Below are 24,369 nucleotides of genomic sequence, written 5' to 3'. Positions count from 1 at the left end.
AATTAGCCTATATCCTTTCTCATTTGCAACATAACCCACTTCGATATACTTTCAATAGCTTCAGTGTCAATTTCTCCGCCGATATCTTGAAGTGGAGACTCTACTTTTTGTAAAGAATGACCCAATCCTGGGAATAGCTTTATATCTACATTTTTATTTATTTTCTTTGCGAGCTCGACGCTCTCCACAGGATTAATCCATCCATCATTAATTCCATGTAATATAAGTACTGGTTTGCCAAACTTGCTAAAAATCTCTAAATCTCCATTCCATGAATCTAGAAAAAAATTTTCCACATAATTTGAAATGTTTAACGAATTATCTCCTATTAGTTTTGCAACGTTCTTCCAATCTTTATTTATGTTTATTACGCCATCTGAATTTGTATCAATTCTATCGTTAAACTTTAATATCCCATTACTCGCTTTCCTTAGTAGCATTGTACTAATTGCAAACGAAACAGAGGAAGAGTTTAATTCGTATCTCTCAAAATCAAAAACATTTACTAAGCCATCATTATCACTATCTATTTTTTCTAACTCCATAGTAACTAACTCTTCTAATATATACTGGAAGTAAGAATTCCAGCCTTTAGCAACACCTGATTGCAATATTAATCCATCTATCCCATCTACCTCTTTAATAATATTAGCTATTACTCTAACTCCTTCACTCCAACCATAAATATAAATCTTACCTACATCATTCCTATTTTTTAAATACTTCGTAATGCAAATAGCATCCTGTATTATTTTGTCAATTTGATAACCATAATTTTTGTTAAACCTAAATGTACTTACACCATTTCTTAAAAGTTCATCCGATATTATTTTAAAATTTTTAGAAACAATCCTGTTGGAATAATAAACTGTTCCATCTTTGTCGCTTTCTCCAGAGCCATGAATGAATAAGACTATATTTTTTTCACTATTTTTATCCTTAATATCATATTCTAATTGACCTGTTATATTTTTTTCAGCTCCCTTTATAACAATTTTTTCGGTACAAATATTTTTCATCACATTATCTCCTTCGTCTATAAAATATTAAATTTCATATTGTTTAAAAATTTTATATAGTTATTGAAAAGCGTTTCAATATACTCTTTTTCAAATAACTCTTCTACATAATCCCAAGAAATAACCATAGAATTTCTTATTAATCTAATATGATGATCTATTATTACTTGAGGTGTTTTACTAATAGCATAGTTTTCTGTAACAAATCCCTCCATAATAGTATCTTCTTCTATTACACTAGTCAAAACAAAAGGAGATACTATTTGTCCTAGCTTGTTTTGTTTTATATACTTAAATGACTCCATTCCATCATATTCAATAAATTCTAGTATTTCTAAAATAGAATTTCTAATATTTTTTAAATCATGGCAAAAATTTCCACTTTTTGTATAATTTAAAACTGCTATATTAGAAAATTCACCAATTATATCATTTTCATTTTCAATAATATTTTTTCTTCCATTCATAGTTAATATTATTGAAGATCTTTCTTCACCACTAGCTTCAGCTAAAAAACTAGCGTAACAGGTCGCAATATACATAGTCGGTGTGTATCCCAATAGTCTAAGTTTACTAAATATTTCTTTAGTTTCCTTTACAGTAAATTCATAGCAAACCCTTTTAAAGGTTACTTTTCTTATTTCTGAAAAATCTCTTTTATATTTCAATTCTGGGATACTATATTTTTTCATTTCATCCGAAAGATACTTATGATATTCTTCCATTTCCAAATTATCTAAATATAGACTTTCTTTTCTTTTATAAATACTGTAGTTAGTGCTTGCAATTTTTTTGTGTATATCTAAAAAATATCTATAAAATATTTCCTTGATTAGATTGTTGGCACTCCAAGCATCTAATACTATACAGTTGAATATAAAATACAATATATCGTCGCTATTTGAATCTTTATGTACATAAAAATCAAAAAGTGGCCAATCATAATACGAATATTTCTTATCAAAAATTAGATTTCTAATTTCATTATAATCGAGATTATTATCAAGTTTTTTTATTTTATATTTGTCGAATGTATCAAAAATTACGTACTTGTTAATATCAACAAAAAAACATCTTAACCCTTCATTTTCATAAATCAATTCATTTATTATTTTTTCAAGCCTTGATATGTCTATGTTGTTTATCTTGTACTCAATATAATAAGCACAGTTAGTCCCACCCAATTCACAATCTGTATCCATCCCCAAAATATATGACTTTTGAATAGGACTTAATTCTATTCCAGTATTAATATTTTTTAATACTTTTATAAACTGGTTTTTATTTTTTCCTATATATTCTCTAAAATCAGAAATAAATTTATTGCTTGTTCCATCCATAGCTTTATATTTTATTTTTTTATCATCTAGATATAATCTAATATTATTTTCTCTTAAATAAATTATATATTTTAAAACGCATACATCTGAGATCAATTCCAACCTCCTATTTTCTTATAGAAAAAATAAATTTAGCAAGTTCACTAGGAGTAGGTTTCTCAAAAATAGTTTTGATGCTAAGTTGAATATCAAATTTTTCATTTAATAGCTTAACTAATCTAACAACTTTAAGAGAATCTCCTCCTTCAATAAAAAAGTTACTATTACTCCTAATGCATTTTGTTGATAAAATTTTTTCAAATGATTTTATTACCTTATATTCTATGTCATAGCATTTGTTTTTTTGTACAATATTAACATTTTCATATAGAGTCTTCTTTATATTTTTATTAGAAGATATTGCTTCTATCTCAGCTTCATCTGAATCCAAAGTATCGATATAAATATTATCCCAATTATCGTTTTGAATCATTAAATCAATAATATTTTTATATTCATCAAACATTTTTGCAATAGTATTTTCTTCAAATAATTCTTTTATATAATCCCAAGATAAATATAATCCTCCTTTTAAAACAAACACTTGATGATCTAACCAAACTTGAGATGATTGAGAAATACTATAACTTAGGTTATCAATCCACTTTTCTTCTCTACTGTCATCAATGCCAATTCCACTAGTGAATACAATTGGCATTACTGATTCGATATAATTATTGATTTTTTTTCTTATTTTTCTTTCAAATTCAATTGAACTATATAACGAATGAGAGATATCATCTAGTAACTGATTCTGAACATCAGTGATTTTAGAATATAAACTTTCTCCACACTTTTCTTTAATTTCCAATAAGTTTAAAGTTGTAAAGTCACCTATCACCCCATCTATATCATTATGAAGTTGCTCTCTATTGAACCTCGTAATATTTAATGCAAAATGTTTGTTACTTGACCATTTCTTAAGTGTTTCACTATATGCAGTAATAAGTGCAGAACTGGTAGTGAATCCATATTTTTTACAAATCTCCTTAAAAATATTCCATTTATTTTCAGATAAATAAAAATATTTTCTTACAAATCTTACTTTTTTAACGTTTCCTTCATAATTTATTAATGGTAGTTTAGGATATTCTGGGAAGCTTTCAATTCTATCTTCCCAATAATTCTTATCTTCTATATATTTTTTTGTATGTCTCAGCTTTCCTAAGGCTAAAACATAATCTCTATAGCTTATATCAATATCCGGAATCAACTTTCCATCATACAACATTTGCCATTGTTTTAGCACATGAAACATACTCCAGCCATCAAATATTATGTTTTCAAACCTAACATGTAGTTTGACAATGCCTTTTTTTAGCTTAGTCACCCTAACATCAAATAAAGGCCATTTATCGTAATGTATTGTTTTATTATAAATTTCGTTTCTGATTGTATTGATTTTATCCAAAATTCTATCTTCTTCAGTATAACTTAAATCAAAAACTTGAATTTTATAATATGGAACGTTAGGCAGTATTTGTTGCTGTCCTTCATTCAATATTATAGCCCTCATCATATCATGTTTTATTATTAATTCATTAAAAGACTTTTCTAATTTTCCGATATCTATATTTTTCAACTCTACTTCAAAATAACAATTAGTAGATATACCGGTTAAATTATGTCCCCCATTCATTCCTATCCAATAGGCAAATTGTATGTCAGTCAGAGGAAAAGGCTTATGCCTATTATCTATATCCTTTAAAATCTGATTCTTCATTTCTTCACTATTGATATGATGTTTTTTCCTATTTCCTACTACAATAGATAGTTTTTCTATCGTCGGATTCTCAAAAATATCTTTTACTGAAATCTTAACATTATACAAACTGCTAATCTTTCCAACTATCTCAGTCGCCGTTAGAGAATCTCCACCAATAGAAAAATAATTATTGTCTACACCTATATTTTCGTTATTAAAAATATCCTTCCATATTTTTAGTATAGTAAGCTCCAATTCATCTTTAGGTTTTACATTATAATTAATTTCTAATTTTTCTTTTTTATTTTTATTCTTTAACTTATTTTTCAATTTCTTCCTATCAACTTTTCCATTTTTATTTAATGGAATGTCATCTACTTTATAGAAATTTGCAGGAATCATATAGCTTGGTATTTCATGTGATAAATAACTTCTTAATTTTTCAAAGGTAGACTTGTTTTCTTTTAAGTTAGCTATTATAAAAGTTATAAAATTAGAGCATTCTGTCCTTTTTTCACTGTTTATATAGAGGACTTCACAATCATTATTGTCAAAATCATCTGGTCTTACTTCGTTAAATGGCTGCTCATTTATTATATCTGCTGTAATAATAGGCAGTAGGTTATTATTTTTTAATTCATTACCAATAATAAGTCCATTAACTTTCAACACTTTTAGTACTCCTTCTATAAGAGTCTTTTTGGCATTACTTCTGTGAATCGAGTTTAAAACTATAGCAATATCAAAATTATCTTCATCTAAAGAAGTTTCTAAGTTATCATTTATACAAACATATTTAAATTTATTATCATTCTCCAAATCAGATAGATTATTTCTAAAGTAGATAGAACTATCAGCATAAATATACTCACTAATAAACTCTTTAAGCTCTTTAAAAATAGTAGTAGTAAGTTCACTATTTCTAGTTCCATATTCTAAGATTTTTATATTTTTTTTATTATTTAATCTTGCATAAGCCTTTATTGAATTTATAATGCTATTAATTGATTCTTCATAGCCTAAAAGTTCTTCTGTAAATTTTGACATATAGGATTTATTTGAATCTGAATAAAAGGCTTCTATAGGATCATTTTCTCCCGACAAAATCTTTATAAGCTCCAATTCTAAATCCTTTAAATAATTGCCTATTTCATTATTGCAACTATCTTCATTTATGAAAATCTCATCTTCTCTTAATGAATATTTTTCATTCTTAAATTCTAAATATTTTAAAGATAAAAGTTTATTTATCCAATTTTCAATTATAAATCTATTTCTTTTTGAATCCTTAATTTTATTATAAATATCAACAATTGAGTAGCTATTATTTACTAAATCAAGTTCAAAGCTTTTAAAGACATTTATAATAGTTTTGGCAACCAGATTATTTATTTTTTCATTTTGTGCCTCTATATCCTCATAACAGATTTCTTCTACTTCCTCAATAAAAGAAGTGTCTATTTTTTCTAAACATTTATTAATATTAAAGTTATCAGAATCCTTGTCAATTTTTACAAAGGCTACTAGATTTTTGCTGTTTACTTTTTCTATAAAATCAACTACTACTTTTTTAACACCATCAAATTTACTTATAGCATCTTCGATTTCCCCAAGTTCAATTCTATGACCTTTAATTTTTACTTGAGTGTCTTTTCTTCCAAGAAATTCAATAGTACCATCATTCCAAAATCTTCCATTATCTCCAGTTCTATACCATCTAAGTCCATCTTCTTCAAAATACTTTCTATTAGTTAGGTCTTCATCTCCATGATAACATTTAGCGACACCTACCCCACCAATTAAAAGTTCTCCCTTAACATAATTAGGGCATATTCTACCTAATTCATCTACTACTCTATAGACTTGATTTTTAAGTGGTTTCCCATATGGAATTGATATCCAGTCTTTTGGTATTTCTCTTGGTACATTTAAATAATTTGACCATATAGATGCTTCTGTTGCCCCGCCCATAGCTACAACTATAGAATTTTCTTTTTCGCTTATCTTATAAAATCTTCCTGGTAAGTCTTTTGCTATCCAATCTCCCGATAACATAACAATTCTAAGTGGTAAGTTTTTCTTTTCACCCTCTGCCATAGTTACGAGCATGTCAAAAAGTATAGGTACAGAGTCCCACACACTTACCCTATATTTTTCAATAATTCTAATCCACTCATCAGGATTACGATAATTATCTTCATTATTTGTTATTAGAGTTCCACCTACACCAAGTATTCCAAAAATATCATATACTGATAAGTCAAAGTCTATTGCTGATACCATAAGTAACGTATCATTTGAATTAATAGAATATTTTTCATTTAAATCATTAATAGTATTAATGGCACTTGTATGCATGATCTCAACACCCTTTGGCACTCCTGTAGTACCTGATGTCATTATTATATAGGCTGAGTCAAAAGGACTTACTTCTATAGGCTTATCAAGACCTAAGGATTTGTCTATAGCTTTGTCTAAGTCAATTAAAGAAACTTCTCCCGTATCTAGTTTGCAATTTTCTATTGTTTTATTTTCACTGATGACAAACTTTATACCAATTTGTTCGTATATTTTAGTTCGTCTTTCGCTAGGTTGATTTATTCCAACAGCAACATATGCCGCTCCAGAAAAAAGTATTCCAAATATAGCGTAAATTTGCTTGCTTGATCTTGGGAGAGTAATGCCTACATAGTCTCCCTTTTTTATTCCATTTTCCTTTAAATATCCTGCTACATTTAAGGATTTTTCATATAAGTCCATATAGGATATTTCTTCTTTAGTTTCTGAATCTATAATTGCAATTTTTTCTGGATTTTCTTTTACATTTTTTATAAATCCGTCATATAATCTTTCATCAGGAAAGTTTAATGGAAGAATTGATTGAAGCTCTTTTTCTCTTACTTGTTTTTGATTTTCTGATAGCACATCAAATTTGCCTTCCCAATTTTCTTTTTCTGTTAATCTTAAAAGTTGTTCTTCTAAAGAATTTAACATGTCATCTAACATTTTTTCATGGAAAAGTTCATCTACACTGTCCCAGCACAATACTAAATCTCCATCTTTTATATACGATTGGAAATCTAACCATACTCCTGGAGTTTGTGATACCATATATGTAATTTTGCCCAAAGCTTTCCTTGAAATTTCAGTTTCTAGTGGATAGTCTATGTTGCACGCAAAAACTACAGGTGCTACATTAAGGCTTGTACCCTGTGATTTTGATATATCCCTTTGAACTTGTACTCCACTATAAGATGAATGGCTAACATTGTCTATAAAGGTTTTGCTTATTCTATTCAAAGTTTCTAGGAAAGAAGTATCATTTTTTCTTTCATGCTCTACTAATAAGATATTTGTAAAGTCTGCCACCATATCTTTCATGTTTTCGTTTGAAAGATCTCTATTAAATAATGGTAAGTTTATAAAAAACTTATCTTGGTTAGTCCATCTTTCTAGAATTAAATCATATGCAGTTAATAAAACCATTGATGGCGTAGATTTATAGCTTGCTGCAAGCTCTTTTATTTTGCTCCACTTATCTTTTTCAATAACTCGTTTTCTTCTAGTAAATCTTGTTTCTTTGATTTGTTCAGGATCTTTTCTTAATGGTAAATTAGGTCTTTCTATTTCAAATGAGTCTATTTTTTCTTTCCAAAACTCTTGGTCTTTTTTATAAATTTCAGAGTCTACTTCAAGATTATTTATATAGTCTTTAAAGGTATAATTGTTTAGATTGTCTAATTCTTTTCCTAAATACAATTCTCCTAATTCTTTCAAAAGAATACTCATACTCATGACATCGGCAACAAGTAAATCTAAATCAAAGAAAATTTTATTTCTATTATGTGATAGATTTGTAAGTTTTAATCCTGCGACTTCTCCTATTTCTACTCTAAGTTTTCTATGAGATAAATTTTCTCGTATTTTATCTAGTCTAATTTTGGTTTCTTCTTCATCTAAATTAGACAAGTCAAAAACTTCAATTTCTTCGCTAAAAGGTTTATCTAATATTTCTTGTTTTCCATCTTCTGTGAATCTTGCTCTGAGCATTGGATGTCTATATTGAAGTTTATTCCATGCATCATTCAATCTTTTATAATCTATATCTTTTCCATCTATTTCAATATAGGCATGACAACCCACTCCACCTAGAGTTTGATCATCACTTCTGCCTATAAAATAAGAATATTGAACATCTGTAAGATTGAATGAATCTTTGCCATCATTTGATTTCTTATTATCTTTTGAATGTTTCTTAATAATTTTTGAATTAGCTACTAGATCAAACCATGAATTAAGTGTAGGCTTCTCAATGAGCTTTGCGAAGGATATTCTAAGTCCTTCTTTTTTAAGAATTCCTGAAAGTTGCATTACTTGCATGGAACTTAAGCCTTTTTCTATTAAATTGTCATTTTCTTTTATGTCTGATTTCTTCAAGGTATCTTTTAACCATTTTTCAATTATTAGTTTAATTTCTTTTCTCGCATCAAATTCCATGTTCTGCTCCTTTCACTCTATTCTTTTTAATTTATTTCTATCAATTTTTCCCAAAGCAGTTAGCGGCCATGAATCTATATATTTTATAGAATCTGGCAATTTAAATTCCGCTACATTCTTATTTGCTAGAAATGTCCTGATATCTTCTAATGAGAGTTCGTCCTTCTCATCTTTTAATATGAATACTCCTATTTTTTCTCCCAAAAGTTCATCAGGCACTCCTACAACTTGAACATCTCCTATATTTTCATTAGATAGTAAAATATCTTCAATTTCAGAAGGGGTGATTTTTTCTCCAGCCCTATTTATTGTTTCTGAAATTCTTCCAACTACCTGATAATTCCCATCTTTTAGTTTCCTTGCCTTATCTCCAGTTTTGAAATATAAATCTTTGTCTATACATCTTTTATTTACTTCTGGAAGCTTATAATAGCCATAAATTGTGTACGAACCTCTGACTATAAGTTCTCCGTACTCTTCATCTTTGACTTCTTCTCCGTCTTCATCAACTATTAACAATTCATCAAACTCACTTATAGGCTTCCCTTGAGTTGTAAATATAGTTTTACTATCATCATCTAAAGAAGTTGTCATAATCAGACCTTCAGCTATTCCAAAAATTTGTTGTAGTTTACAACCAAATTCTTTTTCTATCTTTTCAGCAAGTTTTTCTTCTAAAACTGATCCTCCAACTTGAAGAACCTTTAATGAAGATATGTCGTAATCATCTTCCTTTATAAAATCTATACATATATTTGCCATAGCAGGAACTAAGCCCGTTATCGTAACCTCCTCTTCCTCAATTAAAGGCAAAATTTCATCTGGACTTGTTACTGGGCATAGAACAACTTTGCCGCCTATAAAAAATGTTCCTAATATCCCTGGGCAACATAAAGGAAAGTTGTGAGCAATAGGAAGAGAAGCTAGATAAATACTGTCTTGATCCATTTTACATCTCTTTGCAGTTTCTTTCGCTACATAGATATAATCGCAGTGTCTCCTTGGTATCAATTTGGGTATACCAGTTGTGCCTCCTGATAAAAGTAATAATCCTATCTCTTTATAATTGATCTCTATTTGTTGAGATAAATAATCTTTATCATCAAGATTGTAAAAATTTTTATATCCTTGATTATCTCCAAGAATATAAACTTCAAAATCTATATTTAATTCTTCCTTTACTTCTCTTATCATATCAACATATGAAAAGCCAAGATATTTATCCTTAGCTATATATGCTTTTGCCCCTGATTTTTCTAATATTCCCTTTATTTCATTTTTCCTATGAGCTGGAAGTGATAATACTGGAATCAAACCAATCTTAAACATGGCAAAAAGGATAATAACAAATTCGTGACAATTAGGAAGTTGAAGAACGATTCTATCTCCCTTTTTAAATCCAGCTTTCAATAAACCATTGGCATAATGGCAAGCTTTTCTATTTAATTCTTGATATGAAAGTTCAACATCTCCATCTACTAAGGCAATTTTATCCCCATATTTTTTAGCACAATCTTCAATAAATTCTCCTAAGGTTATATGCGGCCACACTTGTTCATCATAAATTTTTTCTAATTTTTCTTTTAATTCAATGTTCATTATTTTTCCTCCAAGCATATTGCTCCGACATATTTGTCATCATAGTTTAATGACTTTAATCTACTTATTGTATTCCTTTTACTATCATTAATTTCTATAAATTCATTTCCAAAAGAAATTATTTCAATCTCTTTTAAATTCCTTACAAGACCAATACCATCACATTTAAGATAGGCTTCTTTTGCAGTCCAATATCTATAGAAACTGATTATGTTATTATCTATATTTATAATTTCATCTTTAGTAAAACAATTTTCTAATATATCCTTAAACTCAAATTGATAATTTATTTTTTCAACATCTATTCCTACTTCTATTTTAGAAAAAGCTAACAAGACCAAGTCTTCTGTATGGGATATGTTAAACTTTAATCCTAGAGTGTTTTCTACATAAGGCTTATTGTTTTTATCCCTCTTGACTCTTAAATCATTAATTCCTTTTTCGAGTAAACCTTTTAAGGTCAAATTAAGTATTGCCCTTGATGCTAGATAATTAATTTTTGCTATCTCTGATTTATAATCTTCTGATTTTATTATCTCCTCTTTAGTTAAATAAGGAAGTAATTTTTCTTCTAATAATTTATCTGTATAAGCCTTAATTAGTATTAAATTATTACTAGCTAATTTATCTTTTAAATCTTCTAAAGTAAGAAAATCATTAATTTTTCTTATTTCATATTCTTCAATTTTCATTTACTTTTATAAACTCTTTTATCTCTTCAATGACACTTTCAGGAGATGTATTGACAAACATATGCTTGCCATCGATATATCTATAAGTGAATTCTTTTGTGGTATAATCTTGCCACTTTATAAGTTCATCTAAAGTCATTTCTTGATCTTTATCTCCCATAAGACCTAGTATAGGTGATTCTAATTTCTCAAATTTTGTGTCTTGATAGTCTTCATCTATTACAAAATCTGCCCTAAGTGTTGGCAAAAAAATAGAAATTAAATCCTTATTGTCTAAAATTTCTTTTGGTGTTCCTTCATATCTTCTTAAGCCTTCTATAAATCCGTCATCATCAAGATGATAAATTGGATGAGGTTCTTTATATAATGGTGCTCGTCCTCCTGATATTATTATTCCTCTTGGATTTATGTAATCCGAATTTTTAATTCTTAATGCAAGTTCATAAACTATTTTTGTTCCCATACTGTGTCCAAATAAATAATAAGGTTTTCTAAAATTAAAATTTTCTTTCATATCTTCAAATAAATTATCCACTAAGATGTTAATGTCACTTATAGCATTTTCAGAAAATCTGTTTTCTCTTCCTGGATACTGGGCAACAAGTAATTTTATATCTTCAAACTCATCTTTCCATTTTCTAAAGGCAGACACTCCACCACCTGCAAACGGAAATATAACAAGACTAGCTTTAATATTGTTTTCGTCTAATTCTTTATTTAGCATTTCAAAATTTTTTGACATAAATTCACCTTTTAATATATTTTTTTGTTAGCAATAGCTAACTTTAATTCATTATATACCATTTGATAACATTTATCAATGAGTTTTTGAACTTTTTTGTAAAATAATTAAAAAAAATAGCATAAAAAACTTATTTAAAAGTTATCTATGCTATTAATTATAAGGTTTCATTAAAATGTTTTTTTAATTTTTTAAACGTTTCATCTGATATAACGTGTTCTATAAGACAAGCTTCACTTTCTGCTTGTTTAGGATTAACTCCAAGTTTAATGAATACGCTAGTAAGATACATATGTTTTTTATACATCTTTTCACAAAATTTTTTTGATTCGTCTGTTAAACGAATTATTTTATCATCTCCATAAGTTATCCTGCCTTTATTGTCAAGTTTTTTTAGCATTCTTGTAACCGTCGGTCTTTTGTAATCCAAATAGTTAGCAATGTCTATATTTCTAACCTCTTCATTTTCCAAAGATAAAATATATATGGCTTCTAAATAATTTTCTTCAGCAAATTCCCTGTGTAAAATAAATTACTCCCCCTCTTAAATTGTTAGTAACTAATAATTTAATTAAATAACTTTAAATATGATAATTTAAAATATTTTTTAATATCATACATATTATTATAGTTGTAAAAGTATCTATTTCAAAGTGATTTTTTTAATTTTTTAAAATTTAAGTTATCATAAAATAGTGTATTTTTATTAAACAAAAATAGCAAAAATAGCAAAAATAGCAAAAATAGCAAGCACAGTAAGTGCATATGCACTTACTAAAAATGGAATAAGAATACTACTATTATATCGCTTATTTTTTCCATTTTACTTGTTGGGGAATATCCCCAAACCCCTAATTTTATAATAATTAAATTCAGCAACAAACGCTTATAATAGCTTCAACGTAAACTTGAATATTATATCAAAAAATGATAAAATATAATCAATAAAAAATTAAATCAGGAGATTTCCAGACGAAATATATAGAATAAATTAAACCTGTAAGTCAAGTAATCCTACTTGAATTTACAGGTTTTTCTTTTTTATTTCGATTAATAAATTTATTAGGAAGAGGAACTTCAAGGAAGTTTACTACGAGCTCCATCTATATAATTATTATCACATAAGAAAGAGGGATTGAGAACAAAATGTAGTATTTTATTACTACAACTATAATATACGAGGAGGTTAAATTATGACAAGTAGATTTAGGAATAACGGAATCTATTTAATGTTATCTGATGAGGAGTTAGAATTGCTAAATGAAAAATATAAAGCATCTAAGTGTAAAACTCTTAGACAATTTATTATGAAATGTATTTTAGAAAAAGATATTTATGTATTAGATATGGATGTCTTTCGTGAAATGTCAACAAATATAAGTCGTACTTCAAATAATATAAATCAAATTGCTAAAAGGGTAAATACTACATCAATTATATATAAAGATGATGTAGAAGATTTAAAAAGCTTATTAGAAAATCAAGCAAAAGATATTTTCTCTATCCGTAAAAAAATATACTCTCTTACTAATTCTAATAGCATAAATACTGAGAAAGAATAATGGCAATTACTAAAATTCATCCTATAAAATCCACTTTAAAAGCAGCACTTGATTATATTATGAATAGTGATAAAACAGATGGAAAAATTCTAATTTCCTCCCTAAACTGTAACCCTATAACTGCTCATTTAGAATTCGAACAAACAAAAATAGAATGTAATTCTAAAGCAAAAGTTTTGGCAAGACATTTAATTCAATCTTTCTTCCCCGGAGAAACTACTGCTGAAGAGGCTCATCAAATAGGTATAGAACTATGCGATAAAATCTTAAAAGGAAAATATGAATATGTTCTTACTACCCATATAGATAAGGGTCATATTCACAACCATATACTATTTAATAATGTTTCTTTTGAAACTGGTAAAGCATATCAAAGTAACAAAAAAACTTACCACCAAATTAGAAATCATAGTGATGATTTATGTAGAAAATATAAGCTCTCTGTTATAGATGAAGATTATGTAAAATTTAAAGAAAAGTATAAAACCAATGGTAAATCCTACAAAGAATATATTGAATTTAAGAAAGGAAAATCTTGGAAACATAAACTTCAAATCGCTATTGATCATACTATTAATAAAGCAAATAGCTATGAGAATTTCTTAAAGCTTATGGAAGAATATGGCTATGAAATTAAACTTGGAAAATATCTTTCTTTCAGACATAAAAAACAAGGAGAAAAAGGGCGATTCATTCGTGCGAGGGAAACTACTCTTGGAAAAGATTATACAAAAGAGAAAATAAAAGAGAGAATTGAAAATAAGGTAAATGAAAATTACAAAAATAACAAAATTTGTTATGATAAAAAATCTTATAAGAAATTTGATAATATAATAGACATAGAAAGTAATGAAAAGGTTAAATCTTCTAGAGGTTATGAAATATGGGCAAGAAAACATAATATGAATACTATGGCGAATACCTTAAATCAGCTTAGAAAATACGGTCTATCATCTAGTATGGATTTGGAAACTAAACTCCAAGAGGAGGCTGTTAATAGGCAAGAAATCCTAAATAAGATTAAAGATGTTGAAAAAGTTATGAGCGAAATTTACGCAGCTATTGAAGACATTAACACTATAAAAATGAATAAGGTTATCTATAAAACCTATAAAGAAAATCCAAATGATAAAGATTTTTATAGTGAATATAAGCCTCAAATTATCGCATATGAAAAAGCAATAAATGCTTTAGAAAAGTGTCAATATAAAAATCCAAGTATAAAAGAGTTGTCAAAATTATATGATGAATACAAAAATAAAAAAGATATTCTTATGGATGACTACGCCAACGAGAATATCTTGATAAATGAATTGACTCAATTAAGAAAGAATACTGATAAGTATATTTATAATGAATTATATAAGTAAGGATCTGGTGTATCAGCTTCTCCGGTAGTGTGAAAAGTTTTGTGTATCAGCCCTCCTGATAGGATGTGGCTGATATTTTCAATATGACCCATCATTTTCCCTTAAAGACAACCAATAAAAAAATACAGGAGGCAGACTAAAACCTGCCCCCTATAATCTTTTACCTTTCTATGCTATTATCCTTTTTCTTCTTTTCATCCACTTTCATATCCCCTTTAGTCTTAAATTCCTTTAATTTCCCTATTGTTGATGCTTTTGCTTTAGTATGCTCTTTAGCTTTTAATAACTTTGCAGAGTATACTTTTAGACTTGTGTATTCCTTATTATCCTTTCCCATACTTTTCTTTTCTTTGCCAAATAGGTGTACAAAATCTCCTTTTTTCAAATTTTTTACTTGATTGATTTTGTCATTATAGGCGTAGCAGCTGATGAATTTTGCATTTCCTTTCTTGTCATTTTCAGCAATAGAAAAGGAGGCTACTTTAAAGTCCCTCCCATCTTTTGATTTTAAATCTTTAATTTCTATATCAGTTGCTATATTTCCATCTATATTTAATGTATCCTTTTCTTTATTATCTATATCTTTCATCTCTTTATCTCCTTGTTCTTGATTAGATTCTAAATTTTCTTTTAACTCTTCTTCGTCTATATATTCAATAAACTTTTCATCAATAAGACCCATAACTGAATCGTTCATATAATTATCATAGGCATTATTAAGAACATTTTCATTTTCTACTCCTGTTTCAAGAGATATAATACCTTTTACAAATTCTTTATGATTATATTCTGCTAAAAAATCTATTGTATTTTTCATGCTTTCAAAATTTGTATTTTCCATATTTGCTATTGTTTTTATATCACTTGCATATCTAACAGAATCCCATTCATACTTTCCACTTTCTTTATTAAACTCTACTCCTGTGGCTAAAATAAATTGCTTCCCGTCAAATAAGGTAGCTTGATTATCTTTCACATCCAATACCATAGTGTCTCCAAATTCAGTTTCAATTACATTTCCCTTTTTTATATTCATTTTTATTCCTCCATTTCTATTTTTATCTTTCTTATCTGTTAAATCTTTTATTTCTTCTTCCTTTCCATCACTAATAATAAATTGTTTTATTTCTTCAACTGTTGGATCATCAAATGTAGTCTGAATAAATTCAACTAATTTATCTTATGAATCGGCAAAATTTTTAATTCCATATTCAACTATATTGTTAATTATTCTATGAGTAGCACCATCAAAAGAAAAATTTTCTCGAATAAATTCATTAAAGCTATATCTATCAAATTCCATATCCTTTTTCCTCTAATAATCTCATTTAAAGTTTTATCTGCCACATGGTTCACTATTATTTATTTCTTTTATATTATTATTTACTGCTAAATTCCCCTTATATTCCTTTAATTTATCCATAATAGAATTTTTTTCTTTCCTTTCAAAATCTCCTATTTCCTGCACTTTACTATCTCTAAAGTCAGCATCATTTCTATCTATTATTCCATCTAAATCCATATCTTTAGATAATGGATCATAAAAGTTGCCATCATCATCTATTTCAAGTCCCATTACTTCTCTCAGTTTTTCTTCATTTACTGATACAAGCTCACTAAAATCCCAAAATCCAATAGATGTCTTTATCTGTACTAGCTCTTTTAAATCACTTGCATCTAAGGGATCATAGGTGTATTGAAAGCTGTCAATTAGGTTCTTATCTACATAGGTGTTCATCTTGTAATTTATTAAATCTAAACTTACTTGTATTTCATGTTTTTCATCTGGTGTAGTTGTATAAGCTATTCCTATATCTGTTAAGTCAGGAAATATAGTATCAAAGTCCTCTAACCTGTTTTCTTCATCATATTCTCTGTTAAGGAAGTCTATCAATTCTTCCTTTACTTCTTCTAGTAATGGATTATCTTGACTTATATCTTCACTTTTTCCCATATCTAGTAAATTATTTACTTCTGCAAGTCTTAGTGTCTTATCCTTTAAAAGTTCAGCTTGTGGAAATGTCTTTTGTATTTCAATTTTGGCTGTTTGAAATTGCTCTTCTGTATCTTTTAGTTTTGAAATTGTATTTTCTAATCTTTCTGGTAATTTATCTAATACATTATCCATTCTTGTTATATTACCTATTTCATCTAATCCAAACTCTCCTCTATATTCTCCCTTACCTTTTAATATAAAGTTATATTTATTGAAAAAAGAATCATATTTTATGGATAAATCAAAATTTCTATATTCACCTATTTTTTCTCCATCTTTATCCATTTCCCTATATATTTTAACTCCCTTAATTTTGTTCAACAAAAACTCTCCAGCTATTTTCTTATCTATATACTTCTTTCCGTCAATAATTAGAGAGGTAAATTTATTATCTTCTTTTAAATTTTTATCTACTTCTCTATAAGGCTCAACATTTTTAATATCTTCCTTTAAGTTCTCTATCCTTTCTTTTAATCTTTCTATTTCCTTTGGATAAAATTTAACTACTTTATCTTCCAGCTTGTAAAGATTTGATTTAAAATTGGACTCTAGCATTTTAAGTTTAGAAACTTCAACATCAAGGTCCATCTTCTCCTTTATTAATGGATTTCCTGTTGCAAGAGCTTTGATTTCGGCATAGTTTAATGTGGCTTCGTCTACATCTTCTGCAACTCTTACAGGAGTCTTTGACGTCATAATTTGGGAAATATATTTTTGTTTATTCTCTAAGGTTTGGAAAAGGTAGGCATCAAAAGTATTTTCTGTTACATATCTAAATATATGGACTTCCTTATTCTCATTTCCCTGCCTAACAATCCTGCCTGCCCTTTGAGAAAGATCAGCAGGTCTCCATGGTATATCAAGATCGTGAATTGCAATTAGTTTGTCTTGGGCATTAGTACCTGCTCCCATTTTCTGTGTTGAACCAAGTAAGACTCTTATTTCTCCTTTTCTTACCTTATCAAAGATAGCGTCTTTTTCCATATTGTTTTTTGCCTTATGAATAAATTCTATTTCATTTTCAGGTACTCCCATATCTATAAGTTTTGTTTTAATATCATCATAGATATTAAAATCACTACTTGGTGTAGACATATCACAAAATATCAATTGAGCAGATTTTTTATCTTTATATTTATCCCAAATGCTAAATACATTTTTTATACAGGTATTTACCTTACTATTAGGATCATCAGGAAGTAAAGGATTGATTAATCTTTGATCTAATGCCATCTTCTTCCCATCATTAGTTATTAATAGCATATTATCAACACTTGAATCTACCTGCTTATCACGAACCTTATCTGCTCTCTCAGAAAAAGTTTCAAGAATTTCTTTTTGTTCTTCGGTAGGCTTTGTTTTTATAGTTTCATAATGGGCAATTGGTGTAGGAAGATTTAAAACATCAGCTGTTTTAATATCCATAAATCCTTTTACAGTATTCATAAGTTCAGGAAGATTATAAAATTTTGCAAATCTGGTTTTGCTCCTATAACCATTACCCTCAGGATTTAATTCTATTGCCGTTATTGTTTCTCCAAAAGTAGACGCCCAAGAATCAAAATGTTGCAATTTCATCTTTTTTAATTCATCATACTGTAAATATCTCTGCATGGTATAAAGTTCAGCCATACTGTTGCTTACTGGTGTACCTGTGGCAAATACTAATCCTTTATTATTAGTTATTTCATCCATATAGCGGCATTTCATAAGCATATCTGATGATTTTTGTGAATCTGTAGAAGTAATTCCTGCTACATTCCTCATTTTAGAAAATAGATAGAGGTTTTTGTAGGCATGGGCTTCATCTACAAATAACTTATCTACTCCCAGTTCCTCAAAGGTTACAACGTCATCTTTCTTATAATCAGCATTTAGTTTTTCTAACTTTGTCTCTAATTTTTTCTTTGTTTTTTCTAATTGCTTTACAGTAAATCTTTGATCCCTTTCTCTTTTATATTCATCTATATAGTCAATGATTTCATCAATTTGACCTTGCAATTCATATTCTTGTCTTTCTTTTGATATAGGAATTTTTTCAAATTGACTGTGCCCTATAATAACAGCATCAAAACTTCCTGTAGCAATACGACTACAAAATCTTTTTCGTCTATCTGGTGTGAAGTCTTTTTCTGTGGCACATAATACATTTGCTCCTGGATAAAGTTCATTAAATTCTCTTCCAAATTGCTCTACAATGTGGTTAGGAACAACAAACATTGACTTATTACTCATACCAAGTCTTTTTGACTCCATGGCTATACCTATCATTTCAAAGGTTTTTCCTGCTCCTACTTCATGGGCAAGTAAAGTATTTCCACCAAACAAACCTCTTGCTATGGCATCTTTTTGATGTGCTCTTAATTCTATTTCAGGATTCATTCCTTCAAAAGTAAGATTAGATCCGTCATATTCCCTTTGTCTTATGGAATTGAATCTTTCGTTATAATCTTCTACTAATCTATTTCTTCTTTCCACATCATCAAATATCCAGCTTTTAAATTCTTCTTTTATCATCTCTTGCTTACTTCTTGCAAGCATTGTTTCTTTTTGATTAAGCACAGATTTTTTCTTTCCATCACTGTCTTCTACTTGGTCAAATACCTTAGTATCTCTTAAATTTAAAGTATCTTCTATCAATTTGTAGGCATTTACCCTATTTGTGCCATAGGTAAAAGAAGCAAGGTCATTGTCCCTATCAGAGCTTTTTCCTTCAACTCTATATTCTCCTGTAAAGTCAGAATACTTAATATCTATATTCCACCTTGATGAAACTGGTGTTTTCAACAAATCAAACATAAATTTTTTGTAATCTTGTTCCGGTATCCATGTTGCACCCATTCTAACTGTAATCTCACTTGCATCTAGTGCTTTAGGCATTACTTCCACTAGCTTTGCTTTTTGAAAATGTAACTCTTCTAATTCTTTTTTTAAGAGTTTACTATCCTCTAGATTTTCTTCCTTTCCTAACTCTTTTTCGATGTTTTTAATATAAGAGTCTACAACTTCAATTTTATCTCTTATATTTCCTGACAAGTATTCATCAGCACTTACGTAAGGTCTTGAAAAATCTCCTAGCTCATTAGCAGACTTAAATGGATTTATATCATTAGGTTCAAAGGAATCTAAATTTAAAAATATTTCTCCCTTTAATTCTTCTATTAATTTATCTCTTGTTTTTCCTGTCAATTCTTCCATATAATCAAAATTTATTTTACCTTTTTGACTAATAGAGAGTACCAGAGCATCTATTGCCCTATCTGTATGATCTATTATTACAGCTTTTTTTATAGTTCTCTTGTTAAAGATATCAGATTTTCCTATAAAGTTGCCTTCTTTATCTAATTTCTCCAAAGTTGAAATTAAAGAAAAATTGGCATCTTCTCTAAATAACTTTTTATTGGTTTTTGAATTTAGTCTTCCATGTTTGCTATTGAAATCATCGTAGAATTTATTTAGATTTTCTTGTTCTTTTTTTATCTCTTCATCTGAATAGTCTTCTTTTTGATAGGTTATAACTTTCCTTAGACTTTCATTTAATCTTAAATATTCTTTTACCTTATCTTTATCCTTTTGGTTTAAGGATATTCTTTGCATAATTGAATTTTCTCTAAAATATATTTCATCATCCACTAAAGCAAAAGAATAGTTTTTAACACTATCATCAGCTGGTATTGTTTCTTCTCCTAAATCATCATTTATTTGAGCTTTTTCATACCTACCTTGAATATTTTTAATAGCTTTTTTTAGTCCTTCTTCTAAAGAAATATCTTTATTTTCAATACATGCAAGGCTTGTCCCAAATCTTGACGGTATTTCTTCCATAGTCCCTATTACCATCTGAGGATTATCTACAAAGTATTTATTATATATTAGTCCTTTTGCATCTTTGTCTAGCTTTATCCAGTCTTCATCTATCTTTAATAGCCTATCTCTCTTTTTAAAAAAGATTATATCTGAAGTTACTTCTGTTCCAGCTACCCCTTTAAATGTAGTATTTGGTAGTCTTATTGCTCCTAAAAACTCTGCTCTTTCCGATATATATCTTCTAACATCTTCACTTTTTTTATCCATTGTTCCTGAAGATGTTATAAAGGCAATGATGCCGCCATCTCTAACCTTATCTAAAGTTTTAGCAAAAAAATAATCGTGAATTAGAAAGTTATTTCTTTCGTACTCACGATCTGCTACTTTAAATTCTCCAAAAGGAATATTTCCTATGGCCACATCAAATAGGTTATTAGAAAAATTGGTTTCTTCAAAGCCTTTTATTTGGATATTGGCATTAGGGTAAAGTTCTTTGGCAATTTGTCCACTAATGCTATCTAATTCAACTCCATAAAAGTTTGACTCTTTCATTTCTTCAGGTAGATTTCCTATAAATCTCCCTGTCCCAGCACTTGGTTCTAATATATTTCCTTTTTCAAATCCAAGATTAGAAAGACTTTCATAGATAGCGTCTATAACTACTTTCGGCGTATAAAAAGCTGTTAGGGTTGATCCTCTTGCCCTATTATATTCTTCCCCAGTTAGATTTTCTTTTAAAAAATTTCTTGCATCAAGCCATTGACCTTCCTTTTCTTCATCAAATACATCAGAAAGTCCTCCCCAGCCGATATATTTTGCCAAAATTTCCTGTTCATCTTTTCTTGCACTTCTATTTTCTTTTTCTAAAGCCTTTAAGACATTTATAGCTTCAATGTTGTTTTTTAACCTCTGTGAAGGTGGTAGGTTTTCTTCTTCATTAATAATTTTATAGTTTTCTAAAGAAACTTCAGAAACCCCTTCTATATTTTCTCTATCAGTCTTTTTGTCTTTTTTAACTTCTTCTTCGTTATTATTGTCAATATCTTCAAAGCTGATTTGTTCTACTAGTTCCCCTTTATCAATAAATTGTTTTTCTTTTTCACTAGATTTATATACTTCTAAATCAAAATTTTTGTAATCATTAAAAAGAATTGTTTCACTTCCGGTAATAAAACCATTCATTAGTCCTGTGCTATCTTCTAGTTCTATAGTTTTAGGACTTGTATTATCGTTAATGGCGGTTATAGTGTATTCTTTTCCTTTGTATCTAACACTCATACCTTCTTTAAATGGATTTTCTTCTTGCCTTGTTCTATCATTTTCTATTTGCTGATTTAAATATCCATTTAAAAGCACTTCTCTATGTTTGTCATCAAGTAAATAAGGTAAGTTACTTAATATGTCTTTATAACTTTTATATTTTATAGCTTGATTAGAATTTAAAATATATCCATTGTATCGTAAATTTTGTCTTAGAGTTTTTTCTTTTATATCTAGGATTAGCTCTACATCAAAGCCTTCTTTTCCATCTATTGTCTCCTTAATACTATCTGGGATTTTTAATAGTCCTTCTTCTATTTTCTTTGATAGTAGTAAGTATTCTTCATTTTGAGGATCAAAATAGTATTCTCTTTTTTCTTTGATATCCTTATCTATTAACTTGGAAATAACTTCTTTTTTATCTCTTATTTCTTCAATTTTTGATTTTTCTTCTTGCGATAAATTTATATTAAAAGTAATTTTATTTTCTTCATTTATATGTGCTAAATTTTGATATGCTCCATTGATTTCAAGATTTTTATTAAAAACATATATATCATTATAATAATCTGGAAATTGCTGATTAAAGCTTTGAACATCTATATCATAGCCTTCCTCAAATTTTGTAACTTTATCATCAGTAATTTCAAATAAACCTTCCCTTTCCAATTCTAATACATCATTTAAATTTGTAAGGTTTGCTTCTTTAATTTTGGCAGTAATTTCATCAAACAAACTGTCTATTTTTTTGCTATCTTCAAAAGATTTCCCTTTATATAAAGTATAGATCTTTCCTTGTGAGTTTTCCTTTCTTGGATAAACTCTAATTCCTGTCTCTTCTAGTTCTATATCCTTTGTTTTCTCTTTATCTACTAAAGCGTAATAAATTCCTACTTTTACTGCTATTTTATCTTCTACAATCTCTTTTGTTAATTTTTCTTCTACTTCATTTCTTAATACTTCTAAAGCTTTTAAATCGCTTTCTTTAAAGGAATGTGAGAATAGTTTTAAGTCCTTATCAAAATAGGCATCATATGAATAATATGTTATTTGATTATGGTTATTATCATATCCACTGGAAATATTTTTTATTTTTAAATATTTATTATCCTCTGTTCTAACTATATCTCCCACTTTTATAGAGAGTATCTCCTTATCATCTTCTATATTGTTTTCAAGTGAATTATATAAATACTGTCTATATCTATTTTGGGTTCTAAGACTTAATTCTTTAACCTTATCTATTGACTTCATATCATCTGGAAGATTTCCTTGCTTATCGGCAACTTCTCTCATGATTTTTGCATATTCTCTTTGGAATACAGAGTTAAAACTTGCTAAGGTATTATTTCCTAAGTTTTCTCTTGCCTTTATAATTTCATTTTCTAAAACTTTATCCTTAACTAATACATCAAAAATTCTATCTTCAATTTGATTTATTGAAATTATTTTTTCATCTATCTTATTTTCTTCTATAGTTTGATTAAGTTCTATCTGACTTTTTCCTATTTGTTCATAAAGAAATTCAAAGTCTCTTTGGTTGATCTCATTTCCATCACCTATGTCTATCTTATAGTGATCAACTATTTTCCCATCTACTATATGGTTAAAATAGAATTTGGAATACCCCTCCCACTTATCAGTCATCTGCCCATATTCATCTTCTCCTAAGGTCTTATTATGAAGTCTTATCTTTTCATCTATTTCCCTTATTTCATCTAATAATTCTTTAGTCAGCCTTTGTCCTGCATAATCTTTTTCTATTAGACTTGAACCCTCATTAAACTCAATTATCCAATAATCATCTTTTATATGGCTATCTAAATCAAAACCTATATTCTCTTTATTTTTATTAGTATAAAATTCCTTAAATTCTTCAAACCCATTTACTATATCATCATCTATAACTTCTTTGTTAGAATTAACTACAATATTTGGAATATCATCATATCGACTTTGACTTTCTAAAAGGTAATATTCTCTTCCTTCTATTTCTTCCTTTTCTTTAATATAAAAAGTGTCATGTATTCCCTCAAGAATAATTCCATCGTCTAACTGGTCTAATGGTATATCTAATTGTTTTTCAAAGGCTATGGAATATATTTCTTCTTTTAAAAAGTTTGGTATAAATTCATCATAAATGATAAGTTTTCCATCATCACCTATACTTGCTACAGACTGTCCTTGATAATAATATATAGAACTATTATTTGTTCTTTCTATATATACATCATTATCAGTTGGAGGCAAATCATCTTGATAATTTATATACTCCTGGCTTTCTTTTTCTGTTTTATTTATTTCCTGATCTGTTTTTTTCTCCCTATTTTCTTCAAAACTTTCTTCATCTATATATCTATTCTTTTTAATAAGGTCATTAATTCTTCTTGCAACATTAGACCAAGATAGTAGTATTTCTTTTGCATTACCTTTATTATATTTTATTCCCTTCGCATCGTGCCACTCACCACTTTCTCTTGCAGCAGATAGTGCATGAGAACTTCCACCTACGCCATATTCATTTTTCAAGAAATCTGCTTGTTCTTTTAAATCATGCTTTTCAGTAAAAAATTCATATATTCTTTTCTTTCCATCAGAAAACCCGCTTCCTCTTTTTAGGCTTTCATCTATTTCATCTTGTGTTATAAAACTCTGAATAGGTGCAATATCCTTTAAATTTGACCTATATAATTTTCTTTCTATTTCTAAATCATTGATATCATTATAGATTCTAGATAATT

The 24,369-nt window shown here is 28.1% G+C and carries 12 protein-coding genes; 2 read left to right on the top strand and 10 right to left on the bottom strand.

Annotated features, from left to right (window positions below):
* Positions 1 to 2: 2 nt before the first annotated feature.
* The 7 genes from ACCQ42_RS06555 to ACCQ42_RS06525 all read right to left on the bottom strand — a co-directional run bounded on the left by ACCQ42_RS06555 (position 3) and on the right by ACCQ42_RS06525 (position 12,162).
* Entirely contained in the window at positions 3 to 1,019 is a 1,017-nt protein-coding gene (locus tag ACCQ42_RS06555; protein WP_094206123.1) for an alpha/beta hydrolase, read from the bottom strand.
* A 17-nt stretch (positions 1,020 to 1,036) separates the two neighbouring features.
* On the bottom strand, positions 1,037 to 2,455 hold the full coding sequence (locus tag ACCQ42_RS06550; RefSeq protein ID WP_073998355.1) for a condensation domain-containing protein: 1,419 nt from the start codon (positions 2,453 to 2,455) through the stop codon (positions 1,037 to 1,039).
* A gap of 10 nt (positions 2,456 to 2,465) precedes the next feature.
* On the bottom strand, positions 2,466 to 8,600 hold the full coding sequence (locus ACCQ42_RS06545; RefSeq protein ID WP_410035716.1) for an amino acid adenylation domain-containing protein: 6,135 nt from the start codon (positions 8,598 to 8,600) through the stop codon (positions 2,466 to 2,468).
* A gap of 12 nt (positions 8,601 to 8,612) precedes the next feature.
* Positions 8,613 to 10,199 carry a (2,3-dihydroxybenzoyl)adenylate synthase gene (locus ACCQ42_RS06540; protein ID WP_316116417.1) on the bottom strand — a complete coding sequence of 529 codons (1,587 nt, stop codon included), beginning with the start codon at positions 10,197 to 10,199 and terminating at the stop codon, positions 8,613 to 8,615.
* A complete protein-coding gene (locus ACCQ42_RS06535; RefSeq protein WP_410035715.1) occupies positions 10,199 to 10,891 on the bottom strand; it encodes a 4'-phosphopantetheinyl transferase family protein in 693 nt (230 codons plus the stop codon). Before ACCQ42_RS06535 ends, ACCQ42_RS06540 begins: the two co-directional genes overlap by 1 nt.
* Positions 10,881 to 11,633, bottom strand: coding sequence for a thioesterase II family protein (locus ACCQ42_RS06530; RefSeq protein ID WP_410035714.1), 753 nt, complete (start codon positions 11,631 to 11,633; stop codon positions 10,881 to 10,883). Before ACCQ42_RS06530 ends, ACCQ42_RS06535 begins: the two co-directional genes overlap by 11 nt.
* A 157-nt stretch (positions 11,634 to 11,790) precedes the next feature.
* Positions 11,791 to 12,162 (bottom strand): metal-dependent transcriptional regulator, encoded by a 372-nt coding sequence (locus ACCQ42_RS06525; RefSeq protein ID WP_073998359.1) that lies wholly within the window; start codon positions 12,160 to 12,162, stop codon positions 11,791 to 11,793.
* Positions 12,163 to 12,826: 664 nt separating this feature from the next.
* Between ACCQ42_RS06525 and ACCQ42_RS06520 the strand changes: the two genes are divergently transcribed.
* Complete coding sequence (locus ACCQ42_RS06520; protein WP_035111045.1) at positions 12,827 to 13,195, top strand: plasmid mobilization protein; 369 nt, start codon at positions 12,827 to 12,829, stop codon at positions 13,193 to 13,195.
* Positions 13,195 to 14,565: a relaxase/mobilization nuclease domain-containing protein gene (locus ACCQ42_RS06515; RefSeq protein ID WP_094205839.1), complete on the top strand. Its 1,371-nt coding sequence runs from the start codon at positions 13,195 to 13,197 to the stop codon at positions 14,563 to 14,565. The genes ACCQ42_RS06520 and ACCQ42_RS06515 overlap by 1 nt, the downstream gene beginning before the upstream one ends.
* A gap of 160 nt (positions 14,566 to 14,725) precedes the next feature.
* On the opposite strand, the gene ACCQ42_RS06510 is transcribed toward ACCQ42_RS06515, so the two are convergent.
* The 3 genes from ACCQ42_RS06510 to ACCQ42_RS06500 all read right to left on the bottom strand — a co-directional run bounded on the left by ACCQ42_RS06510 (position 14,726) and on the right by ACCQ42_RS06500 (position 23,878).
* Positions 14,726 to 15,601 carry a single-stranded DNA-binding protein gene (locus tag ACCQ42_RS06510; protein ID WP_094205840.1) on the bottom strand — a complete coding sequence of 292 codons (876 nt, stop codon included), beginning with the start codon at positions 15,599 to 15,601 and terminating at the stop codon, positions 14,726 to 14,728.
* 144 nt (positions 15,602 to 15,745) lie between these two features.
* A complete protein-coding gene (locus ACCQ42_RS06505; protein ID WP_275077058.1) occupies positions 15,746 to 15,868 on the bottom strand; it encodes a hypothetical protein in 123 nt (40 codons plus the stop codon).
* Positions 15,869 to 15,901: 33 nt separating this feature from the next.
* Positions 15,902 to 23,878: an SNF2-related protein gene (locus ACCQ42_RS06500; RefSeq protein ID WP_410035723.1), complete on the bottom strand. Its 7,977-nt coding sequence runs from the start codon at positions 23,876 to 23,878 to the stop codon at positions 15,902 to 15,904.
* Positions 23,879 to 24,369 lie beyond the last annotated feature (491 nt).

This window comes from Anaerococcus kampingae, assembly GCF_046365475.1.
Lineage (GTDB): Bacteria > Bacillota > Clostridia > Tissierellales > Peptoniphilaceae > Anaerococcus > Anaerococcus kampingae.
Note: the sequence above shows the minus strand (reverse complement) of the source record. Positions and strands in the feature narration are given on the sequence as shown.

Bases quoted from the DNA above. Each gene is read 5' to 3' on its own strand.
- ACCQ42_RS06530 (WP_410035714.1), bottom strand. From the start codon at position 11,633: ATGTCAAAAAATTTTGAAATGCTAAATAAAGAATTAGACGAAAACAAT.
- ACCQ42_RS06555 (WP_094206123.1), bottom strand. From the start codon at position 1,019: ATGAAAAATATTTGTACCGAAAAAATTGTTATAAAGGGAGCTGAAAAA.
- ACCQ42_RS06545 (WP_410035716.1), bottom strand. From the start codon at position 8,600: ATGGAATTTGATGCGAGAAAAGAAATTAAACTAATAATTGAAAAATGG.
- ACCQ42_RS06510 (WP_094205840.1), bottom strand. From the start codon at position 15,601: ATGAATATAAAAAAGGGAAATGTAATTGAAACTGAATTTGGAGACACT.
- ACCQ42_RS06535 (WP_410035715.1), bottom strand. From the start codon at position 10,891: ATGAAAATTGAAGAATATGAAATAAGAAAAATTAATGATTTTCTTACT.
- ACCQ42_RS06540 (WP_316116417.1), bottom strand. From the start codon at position 10,199: ATGAACATTGAATTAAAAGAAAAATTAGAAAAAATTTATGATGAACAA.
- ACCQ42_RS06520 (WP_035111045.1), top strand. From the start codon at position 12,827: ATGACAAGTAGATTTAGGAATAACGGAATCTATTTAATGTTATCTGAT.
- ACCQ42_RS06515 (WP_094205839.1), top strand. From the start codon at position 13,195: ATGGCAATTACTAAAATTCATCCTATAAAATCCACTTTAAAAGCAGCA.
- ACCQ42_RS06505 (WP_275077058.1), bottom strand. From the start codon at position 15,868: ATGGAATTTGATAGATATAGCTTTAATGAATTTATTCGAGAAAATTTT.